Origin of the sequence: Acinetobacter stercoris (genome assembly GCF_900323515.1) — a bacterium.
In the GTDB taxonomy this organism is placed as follows: Bacteria; Pseudomonadota; Gammaproteobacteria; order Pseudomonadales; family Moraxellaceae; genus Acinetobacter; species Acinetobacter stercoris.
In genome coordinates this window covers 1-10,402 of the sequence record NZ_OOGT01000142.1, presented here as the reverse complement: position 1 = coordinate 10,402, position 10,402 = coordinate 1, and the positions used below count along the sequence as shown (strand labels likewise).

The 10,402-nt window shown below is 37.7% G+C and carries 8 protein-coding genes and 1 pseudogene; 7 read left to right on the top strand and 2 right to left on the bottom strand.

Translation table 11 applies throughout. The features are described 5' to 3' along the window. The first annotated feature begins 10 nt into the window (after positions 1 to 10). Complete coding sequence (paaI, locus tag KPC_RS13665) at positions 11 to 412, top strand: hydroxyphenylacetyl-CoA thioesterase PaaI (protein WP_121974917.1); 402 nt, start codon at positions 11 to 13, stop codon at positions 410 to 412. A 632-nt stretch (positions 413 to 1,044) separates the two neighbouring features. Further along, on the top strand, positions 1,045 to 3,282 hold the full coding sequence (locus KPC_RS13660; protein ID WP_121974916.1) for an NADP-dependent isocitrate dehydrogenase: 2,238 nt from the start codon (positions 1,045 to 1,047) through the stop codon (positions 3,280 to 3,282). A 251-nt stretch (positions 3,283 to 3,533) separates the two neighbouring features. Here KPC_RS13660 and KPC_RS13655 read toward each other — a convergent pair whose 3' ends face one another. After that, complete coding sequence (locus tag KPC_RS13655; RefSeq protein WP_146196645.1) at positions 3,534 to 3,974, bottom strand: hypothetical protein; 441 nt, start codon at positions 3,972 to 3,974, stop codon at positions 3,534 to 3,536. A 107-nt stretch (positions 3,975 to 4,081) separates the two neighbouring features. After that, positions 4,082 to 5,785: a M61 family metallopeptidase gene (locus KPC_RS13650; protein ID WP_121974918.1), complete on the bottom strand. Its 1,704-nt coding sequence runs from the start codon at positions 5,783 to 5,785 to the stop codon at positions 4,082 to 4,084. A gap of 179 nt (positions 5,786 to 5,964) precedes the next feature. Here KPC_RS13650 and KPC_RS13645 point away from each other — a divergent pair, with 179 nt between their 5' ends. The 5 genes and pseudogenes from KPC_RS13645 to KPC_RS13625 all read left to right on the top strand — a co-directional run. Then, positions 5,965 to 7,263, top strand: coding sequence for a D-alanyl-D-alanine carboxypeptidase PBP6B (locus KPC_RS13645; protein WP_121974914.1), 1,299 nt, complete (start codon positions 5,965 to 5,967; stop codon positions 7,261 to 7,263). A gap of 105 nt (positions 7,264 to 7,368) precedes the next feature. Beyond that, positions 7,369 to 8,658, top strand: a complete 1,290-nt coding sequence (locus KPC_RS13640) for an NAD(P)/FAD-dependent oxidoreductase (RefSeq protein ID WP_121974913.1) — start codon at positions 7,369 to 7,371, stop codon at positions 8,656 to 8,658. Positions 8,659 to 8,792: 134 nt separating this feature from the next. Next, the gene (locus KPC_RS13635; protein WP_121974912.1) at positions 8,793 to 9,284 is read left to right on the top strand and encodes an FKBP-type peptidyl-prolyl cis-trans isomerase; all 492 of its coding nucleotides are present in this window, start codon (positions 8,793 to 8,795) and stop codon (positions 9,282 to 9,284) included. 156 nt (positions 9,285 to 9,440) lie between these two features. After that, positions 9,441 to 10,064, top strand: coding sequence for a glutathione S-transferase family protein (locus KPC_RS13630; RefSeq protein WP_121974911.1), 624 nt, complete (start codon positions 9,441 to 9,443; stop codon positions 10,062 to 10,064). A gap of 24 nt (positions 10,065 to 10,088) precedes the next feature. Further along, positions 10,089 to 10,402: pseudogene (locus KPC_RS13625) on the top strand (hypothetical protein); the annotation flags it as partial.

The following is a 10,402-nucleotide window of genomic DNA, read 5'->3' as shown; positions in this document are numbered from 1 at the left end:
ATATTTTACAATGGACGTACTCAAGGGACATGCTTTATTTAATAATGATCAGGTCATGCAGGAAATCGGTGCAGATTTAGTCGAATTTAAAGAGCAATATGCAAAAGTACAACTCCTGATCGAAAAGCGTCATACACAAGGCTATGGAACCTGTCATGGTGGAACTATTTTCGCATTGGCCGATGGTGCATTTGCAGTTGCATGTAATACTGGTGAGTACCCTGCTGTTGGTCAGCATTGTACGATCAGCTACCTGAAACCAGGAAAAATTGGTGATACATTAACTGCAACAGCAATATTTAAAGCACCAAGTGGCCGTTCCGAGATATATGATATTAGTGTGACCAATCAAAATGGTGAAATCATTGCTGAATTTCGTGGTGTTTCCAGAATGGTTATACCTAAAAAATAAAGTAGAATGTAAATAAGCTCACTAAAAGTGAGCTTATTTTTATAGATTAGGTCAATGATAGGCCTGAAGTTTTGTGATTTTACTCTCTTTAAAATAATTTATTATTGCTCAAATCTTGTCAATTTTTCTCATAAAATGCAAAAAAAGCCTACTTTAGATGTCAATACAATTCCGCTGATTTACAACCAGAATTCTTATCATATTCACTGATGAATAATTTATTTCCATGATACCCAACATGTCTCTAGAAATTGGTCAGAAAATCCCTCTACGAAATCGCTTATATTTTAACCAAAAAAAATCACATAAATTAAATAACTAATTGATATATATAAAGTATATTAAAATATCAGGGGAAATTATTACTTAGGCTATTTTTTGAGTTCCAGCATGATCTGACAGGCAACAATCATGTCAACATTCGAAAAAAGACTAAATTTCACGTAGAATATTGACATTAGTGAACAACACTGATGTATACGAATTTTAGTCAAACCGCGATATGAAAGTATATTGCTGTGGCTGTGGTGCAAAGCACCGATACTTTCAATGTTTTATTTAAGCAAACCGGTTCACAGGATTGAGCCACAAGCTCAGTCCTATCAAACTCAATCAGAAGCAAGGGGCTATATATGGCTGGTGGAAAGTCAACTATCATTTACACACTGACCGACGAGGCGCCACTACTGGCGACTTACTCTCTACTGCCGATCATTGAGACCTTTACAAAACCCGCTGGCGTCGAGATTGTTAAAACTGACATCTCAGTTGCTGCACGTGTGCTCGCAGAATTCACGGACTATCTAAGCGATGAGCAAAAGGTACCGAACAACCTTGCAGAGCTTGGTCGTCTCACTCAAGATCCAGACACGAACATCATTAAACTTCCAAATATCAGTGCTTCTGTTGGTCAATTGACAGCGTGCATCAAAGAGCTTCAATCAAAAGGCTATGCAATCCCTGACTACCCTGAAAATCCAACAACTGAAGAAGAAAAGGAAATCAAGGCGCGTTATGGTAAATGTCTAGGTTCCGCTGTGAACCCAGTATTACGTGAAGGTAACTCTGACCGTCGTGCACCAACTGCAGTTAAAAACTACGCTAAAAAACATCCGCATTCTATGAGCGAATGGAAACAGTGGTCACAAACTCATGTTTCTCATATGACAGAAGGTGACTTCTATCACGGCGAAAAGTCTATGACACTTGACCGTGCTCGTAATGTTAAAATGGAACTCATCACAAATAATGGTGAAACGATTGTCCTTAAGCCTAAAGTTGCCTTACAGGATGGCGAAATCATTGATTCGATGTTCATGAGCAAGAAAGCACTCTGTGATTTCTATGAAAAAGAACTTGAAGATTGCCGTGAAGCAGGAATCCTATTCTCATTGCACGTGAAAGCGACAATGATGAAAGTTTCTCACCCTATCGTGTTCGGTCACTGTGTAAAAATCTACTATAAAGATGCATTTGAAAAGCACGGTAAATTATTTGATGAACTAGGAATTAACATCAATAATGGTATGGCTGGTCTATACGAAAAAATTGAAACACTTCCTACCTCATTACGTGAAGAAATCATCGAAGATTTACATGCTTGCCAGGAACACCGCCCTGCTCTTGCAATGGTTGATTCAGCCAAAGGTATTACAAACTTCCATTCTCCTAACGATGTGATTGTAGATGCATCTATGCCTGCAATGATTCGTGCCGGGGGTAAAATGTGGGGTGCTGACGGTAAACAGTATGATTGTAAAGCTGTAATGCCTGAATCCACATTTGCCCGTATTTATCAGGAAATGATCAATTTCTGTAAATGGAATGGTAATTTCGACCCACGTACTATGGGTACAGTACCAAACGTTGGTCTGATGGCTCAAAAAGCTGAAGAATACGGCTCACATGACAAAACTTTCGAAATCACTGAAGCTGGTATTGCCAACATCACTGATCTTGAAACTGGTGAAGTGTTAATGTCTCAAAACGTTGAGGAAGGCGATATCTGGCGTATGTGTCAGGTTAAAGACGCTCCAATTCGTGACTGGGTAAAACTTGCAGTAACACGTGCCCGTAACTCTGGCATGCCTGCAATCTTCTGGCTTGACCCATACCGTCCACATGAAAATGAACTGATCAAAAAAGTAGAAAAATACCTGAAAGATCATGATACAACTGGTCTTGATATCCAAATCATGTCTCAGGTACGTGCAATGCGTTATACGCTTGAACGTGTAGCACGTGGTTTAGATACTATTTCTGTAACAGGTAACATTTTACGTGACTACCTCACTGACCTGTTCCCGATCATGGAATTAGGTACTTCTGCGAAAATGCTGTCTATCGTGCCATTAATGGCTGGTGGCGGTATGTACGAAACTGGTGCAGGTGGTTCAGCACCTAAACACGTACAACAGTTAGTTGAAGAAAACCACTTACGTTGGGATTCTCTTGGTGAGTTCCTTGCTCTTGCAGTATCGCTAGAGGAAATGGGTATTAAAGAAAATAATGCTCGTGCAAAATTGCTTGCGAAGACTTTAGATCAGGCAACTGGCAAATTACTTGATAATGACAAGTCTCCATCACGTCGTACAGGTGAGCTTGATAACCGTGGTAGTCATTTCTATCTATCACTTTACTGGGCTGAAGCACTTGCTGCACAAGATGAAGATGCCGAGTTAAAAGCTAAATTTACTTTACTTGCGAAAAAACTGGCTGAAAACGAAGATAAGATCGTTGCTGAACTTGCTCAAGTACAAGGCAATCCAGCTGACATCGGTGGTTACTATGCGATTGATACAGCTAAAGTAAATGCTGTAATGCGTCCAAGTGCTACTTTCAATGCTACTCTTGCAACAGTTGAAGGCTGATTGATATATGGCTGATGATATATATCAGTCATATCACCTAGAACCAGTGCTTAGGCACTGGTTTTTGTATTTGTAGTCTAGGGATTATTGATATTACAAAGCAGTTGTTACGATGAGTTTTTATTAGATGTTAAGAGTTATTTGGAAAATCTGACGACCTAAATAACAATCTAATTCATCATTTTCTATAAATGAGAGTGAATAACTATTTTTTTGGTTTTAATTCTTAAAAAGACAAAAAATTCAAATAATTAATTCAACAAAAATAAATCGAATTTTTCCAGTTGTTGTAAAATAGAATCCCAATGCGCTGATTCTGTAGTGAACACTTGATCTGTACGATCAAATCCTCCCTCAAACCTTACTCCAATGGATGAATAATAAAGATTAAAAAATTGAAATTGATGTTCTCGAAGGCTAGCCAGTAATATTTGCTCAAATTCAGGACTAGACGTTTTTATTGATTTCCATTTCTGACTATGAAAAGACATGACTTCATCTGATAAAGATTTATAAAAACGGATAAGTCTTTGCTCACCCTCTAAATATGTAGCTAAATAATCTCGCTCACAGGCAATTGAATAACATAGAACTGAACACTCATTAGCTTCAGATTCATTGAGCCAGTGATCAAAAACGGATATAAATCCTGCTTCTATCCATCTCGTCGAAGAACTTAAACTACTTTTCAATTCCAACACCTCTTTTGGTCTAATAACATCGACTCCGTATCTCCTAAAACCAAATACATGATTTAGTTTTAGGAAAATTCACACGATAATTAACCAAAAATAAACCGCTATTTAATCAACCACTGATCCAGTTTAGCCTGATCAACAACTTTCAGTTCAACTGTAGCCAAATCAGTTTCGCCACCTTGGAGCTCAAACTGAAGTAACTCATCACGGCGGAACGCATAAACATTAAATGTATTTTTAACTTTTGCGTATTTTGCAAGCAACTTTTCAGACGCTTTTAAGCCATCAATTGCAATGATCACATCATTTGCAGAAAGTCCAGCCATTGTCCCTGCGCCATCACGTCGTGCTTGCTGAACCAATACGCCCTCTGGTTTATCAATCACTTTCAAACCAAATGGTAATGTTTTTTCATTCTTTATTTCATACGATAAACCAAACTCTGGTAACAACTGATCTAGTGGCAATTCATCAGTAGTATTAATGAGATGATTGATTTGCTCAATCCATTTTTGACCTGTCAGTTCTTCGCATAAATCAAAAATTGTACGCTCATGAACCTGTTTCCCTGCCTGTGAATTTTCATATAGACGACGCATAAGCGCATCCAGACTTGAACCCTTTAAACGTAGCCCTAAATCCAGGCAGAGTGCTACCAATGCCCCCTTATTATAATAGCTTGTACCCGCATTATTTGAATTTTCATCTTGACGATAAAATTTTACCCATGCATCAAAGCTTGACTCTGCAACTGTTTGCACAAAACGTCCAGGGTTTTGTAGATAACGATCAATTTGTGTCTTAAGCAATTTTAAATATGAATCTTGAGAAACCACACCACTGCGATGCAAAATCAAATCATCATAGTAAGAAGTAAAGCCTTCAAAAATCCAGAGTAAAGAGGTATAGCTCTCTTTATGCAGGTCATAATTCACAAAATTTTCTGGACGGATAAATTTCACCAGCCAAGAGTGAAAATACTCGTGACTACATAACCCCAAGAAACGTTGATAATCCTCTGATGGCTCTACTGGTTCATCAGCTTTTGGTAAATCACTACGTGGCGTAATCAGACTGGTACTGTTCGGATGCTCCAAACCACCATAGCTATTTCCTGTAGCCATAGTCATAAATGTATAGTTATTAAATGGCGCTGTACCAAACATTGAAATTTCAGTCGTACAAATTTTTTCAATATCCTGTTTCATTCGTTCACTATTCATTGAATGAGTGCCAGAAACAACAAACTCATGTGGAATAGCATTTGCCACAAAGCTAAAACGTGTCTGATCTGCAAGTTCAAACGGGCTATCAATTAACTGTGCATAATTATCCGCCTTTAAAGTAAAGCGACCTTTTACCAAGCTTTTATGTTCCAGACCCGTCGCAATTTGAAAATGTTTTAACTCTGAAGGTAAAAATACTTCAACTTCAATAGGCTTATCTTCTTGATCTTGTAATGCCAGACAGGCGCATGCTGGATTGATATATAAACGAGTTTGATCTACATATGCACCACGAACAGAAAGATCATAAGCATATACATCGTACTCTATGGTAATTAACTCATGATCAGTATTATATAAACGCCATTTATTCTTTTCGAATTTGCTGATTTGAAGTTGTCGACCAGCTTCATCATAAGCTTTTACTGCTTCTATATGTTTTGAAAATTCACGAATCAGATAACTGCCAGGAATCCATGTCGGAAGCCATAAAACTTGTGTAGGATTCGCTAGAAAGCGTAATGTTACGTGAACTAAATGCTGACGATAATCGTCAAATTCGATCTGATAATGCAACATAATTTGTAATAAAAATACTAATAAATAAGTTAACAATTAGATTAGCATTTTTTTACAAAGTCTTGGGCTGAAAGTCGCAAAATACAACAATTTTCACTAGTTTTCATTTTAAAAAAGGCATAGCATGCGCAATGTTTTATCCATCATATCGCCATAGGATTGGCATTTAGGTGTACCTCTTGAAAATTTCCGCGTACGTATTTGCATTCATCAGTTTTTTTTGTTCCACGCTTAGCAATGCTGCCCTATTAAATATAGATCCGGCCACTGTCGAAGCAGAATCATGGACAATTCTGGATACAGGTTCTGGGCAGACCATTGCAGACTACAACAGTCACTCCCAACGGGCACCAGCATCCCTAACTAAAATGATGGTTGCCTATATTACGTTAAAAGAAATCCAGGCCGGACATCTAACAAAAAATGAGATCATCACTGCAACACCCGTTGTGAATCAGGTGCAATGGGATGAGTCTCAAATGTATCTCAAACCTGGTGAGCAGATTTCGGTCGATCAACTATTAGCGGGGTTGATTGTGATGTCTGCCAATGATGCGGCAGTAACGCTTGCAAGCCGTATTTCGGGTAGTGTCCCTGCTTTTGTGGCACGCATGAATCAGGAAGCCCAAATATTGGGAATGAAAAATACCCATTTTTCCAACCCGGCTGGCGTTACTATGGATGATCATTTTTCATCTGCACATGATCTGGCAATTTTAGGATCTCATCTGGTACGTGAAACACCAGATTATCTACACTACTCAATCCAGCCAAGTTTTAGCTATAACCAACGTTTTCACCATGCAACCAACCTTGTTTTAAAAACTGATCCAAGTGTTGATGGATTGAAAACAGGCTTTACCAAAGCCGCTGGTTATAATTTAGCACTTACAGCCCATCGCCCAACAACAATCGCCGAACTGCCAGACCGCCGTATCATTGTTGTCGTTATGGGAAGCCAAAGTGCTGCAAAACGTGCGGAAGTCGCACACCGCTTATTAAATCTCGCCTATGCCTACACTCGAGATGAAGTTGCTCTAAAAGACAAACAACTTATTGCTGAACTTCCTGTTATCAAATCTGCCTTAAAAATGTTTAAGGTGGAAACAAGTAAACCAGTATTTATTACAACGTCTCTGTATAACAATCCTGCTCCAATCAATTTGCAGACTTTTGACCTGATCAATTCCAAAGTGATATTGACACAGGGAGATCTAACGCAAATTATCGAACCATTACAAAACACTCAAACTCACATGAATGTTGAAGTAAATGAAAACATTCTTACTGCACCACTTGCAAAAGTCATGCAACTGGCAACAGTACATGTTTATCAAAATGATCAACTTATCCAGACTTTAAAAATCGAAGACAATGTGCATATTGAAGAAGCAAACATTTTTCAACGTTTCTTTATGTGGATCAAAAGCCTATTTTCCAGTGCAAAAGATGAAGTTAAAATTTATCCATTAAGTTAACAAAGATTATCTCTATGTAACTTGTAAAACAATTTAAACTCATTTTAACTTACGAGATGGCATATTAAGCCATCTCTTTTTTTATAAAAATAAAAAGGCAAATGCATGGATAAACTTCATCATATCGTCATTGTTGGCGGAGGTGCTGGTGGGCTTGAGCTGGCCACTCAACTTGGAAATAAATTTGGAAAACATGTGAAAGCCAAAATCACTCTTGTTGACCAGAACCTGACGCATATTTGGAAACCATTATTACACGAAGTTGCTGCAGGCACACTCAATCCAAATGATGAAGAAACAACCTATATTGGGCATGCCGCCAAACATCACTACCAATTTGTTTTAGGAAAATTTATTGATCTTGACCGCCATACAAGACAGGTCACGATAAAAGTTCCCCAAGGCTCAAAAAGTGATCTGGAAAACAACAGCACAATACTCAACTATGACACCCTTGTACTGGCACTCGGATCAGTTTCAAATGATTTCCAGACTGAAGGTGTTCAAGAATATTGCCATTTCCTTGACAACCGCCAACAAGCAGATCTTTTCCAACAAGACCTGTTGCATTTGTATATCGATGCACAACAAGATATCGAGAATATCAAAGAGCTTCACATTGGGATTATCGGAGCTGGAGCAACTGGCGTAGAACTGGCAGCAGAACTGGTTCAAACCAAACAAAATTTTTATGAATATGGTTTAAATAAAATCCATCCCCGTGATGTCAAGATTTCAATTATTGAAGGTGCTAACCGTATCCTCCCTGCACTATCTAACAATATCGCAGAAAATACAGCAAAATATTTAAAACGTGTTGGAGTTGAAACATATACAGATTGCCTTGTTGAAAAAGTCAATGCAGATAACATCTACTTCAAAGATGGCAAGCATATCCGTGCGGATATTAAAGTGTGGGCAGCAGGTATTAAAGCGCCATCTGTTCTGGCTAGCCTGACCGAATTTGAACAAGATAAAATGGGACGCCTTGTGGTCTACAGCACTTTACAGACCAGAACAGATCCCAATATTTTTGCTATTGGTGACTGCGCACACTGTGTTTTAGAAGCAAATGAGCCACCTTTAGGGCCTCGTGCTCAGGTTGCTAGTCAACAAGCAACATTCATGGTCGATGCGATTGAAGCGCGTTTGAAGCAATCTGACCAACCCATATTTAAATTTATAGATAAAGGCTCTTTGGTATCCTTGAGTAAAAATAAAGCTGTGGGAGAACTCATGGGACAAGTCAATGTTCAAGGTTTTGTAGCAAAATCCATGTATATTTCTCTATACCGGATGCATCAAGCAACAATCTATGGTTATGCACATGCTGGATTATTGACTGCCAAAGATTTTGTTACACGAAAAATTGCACCGAAAATTAAACTGCATTGAAATTTTAAAATGCGCCCCCATTAATGAAAAAATCATCAAAAAATTGAATTATTCGCTTTTTTTAGTAATTTTTACTACCAAAAAACGTTTTTCACTTTATGATGTACCCTTAAAATATTGAATGGATCAATACAATGACTGATGCAACTGTAATTGCAAATGATCACGTGGTTTCTTTCCACTACACATTGACAAACGCTGAAGGCGAAGTTCTAGATAAATCACAAGGTGAACCACTTGCCTATTTGCATGGTGCAGGCAACATCATCCCTGGTTTAGAAAAAGCTCTTGAAGGTAAAAAAGTTGGGGAAAAATTTACTGTAAACGTACCTGCTGCTGAAGGTTATGGCGAATATAACCCAGATCTAGTACAAGAAGTTCCTGCTCAAATGTTCCAGGGTGTTGAAAATATCGAACCTGGTATGCAGTTTCAGGCACAAACAGATGACGGTGTTCAAATCGTAACTGTTAAAGGTGTTGAAGGTGACAACGTTATCGTTGATGCAAACTTCCCACTTGCTGGTCAAGACCTTACTTTTGAAGTTGAAATCGTTGAAATTCGTGATGCTTCTGCAGAAGAATTAGAACATGGTCATGTTCACGGTGTTGGTGGTCATCACCACTAAGATCTAATGATCAACAAAAAAGCAAAGTGAAAACTTTGCTTTTTTTATGCCATAAATTTCATTAGATTTTTTACTGTAAAAGTACATTAAAATAAAATCCACCATCCCAAATCATTCTACAATTTAGGAAGGAAAATTTTAAAAATCGGATTTGGAATGATTAAAATATTAGGACGCAGTAATTCTATTAATGTTAGAAAAGTACTTTGGTTATGCGAAGAACTTGATGTTGAATATGAGCGTGAGGATTGGGGAAGAGAATTTAAATCACCCAAATCTACAGAGTATTTAGCACTGAATCCAAATGCCACCATTCCGACAATTATCGATAATGAATTCGTCCTATGGCAATCCAACAGCATTATCCGCTATCTCGCAAACCAATATAACAGTCAACGCTTATATTCAACAGAAGCCAAACAAAGAGCCATTATTGACCAATGGATCGACTGGCAAGCAATTGAACTTAATAATAGCTGGATGTATGCGCTAATGAATATTATCCGTCACTCTCCGAAGCATCAAGATCCTGCTCTGGTTCAACACAGCATTAAAGAATGGATTTCAAACATGCAAATTTTAGAAAATCAACTTGCTGAAACCCAAGCCTATGTTACCGGACATAATTTTACTCTAGCAGACATCCCTATTGGTCTTTCTGTGCAACGTTGGTATCTAACACCATTTGATAAGCCAGATTATTTTCATGTAAAACGTTACTATGATCTATTGAGTGAACGTCCAGCTTATTTAAAATGGGGAAATAATGGACAAAACTAAATATAGAACACTGGGAATGTTAATATGATTAAACTATTGATCACCCTTAACTTAATCATATTAAGCCATATATGTTTAGCTAAAAGTAACGACATAAACTGTAGAACTGTTGATCTTAATTGGACTAAAGAATTTAATCATTCATATATAAAAGATGAATTCATCATCTTTTATAGTGATCTTCCTTATAGTTCGCATAGTGTCACTCAGATACAAGATTTAAATAAAAATAATATCCCAGATTATGTTGAAAACATCGCTATTCAAGCGGTATCTAGTCGTGATGCTTTTAAACTTGGTGGTTTAAAACATCCATTACAAAGTGACAGGTATAATAA

What these genes read in the sequence shown, in the direction of transcription:
- KPC_RS13660 (WP_121974916.1), top strand. Translation starts at nt 1,045, where the DNA reads ATGGCTGGTGGAAAGTCAACTATCATTTACACACTGACCGACGAGGCG.
- KPC_RS13635 (WP_121974912.1), top strand. Translation starts at nt 8,793, where the DNA reads ATGACTGATGCAACTGTAATTGCAAATGATCACGTGGTTTCTTTCCAC.
- KPC_RS13640 (WP_121974913.1), top strand. Translation starts at nt 7,369, where the DNA reads ATGGATAAACTTCATCATATCGTCATTGTTGGCGGAGGTGCTGGTGGG.
- KPC_RS13630 (WP_121974911.1), top strand. Translation starts at nt 9,441, where the DNA reads ATGATTAAAATATTAGGACGCAGTAATTCTATTAATGTTAGAAAAGTA.
- KPC_RS13650 (WP_121974918.1), bottom strand. Translation starts at nt 5,785, where the DNA reads ATGTTGCATTATCAGATCGAATTTGACGATTATCGTCAGCATTTAGTT.
- paaI (WP_121974917.1), top strand. Translation starts at nt 11, where the DNA reads ATGGACGTACTCAAGGGACATGCTTTATTTAATAATGATCAGGTCATG.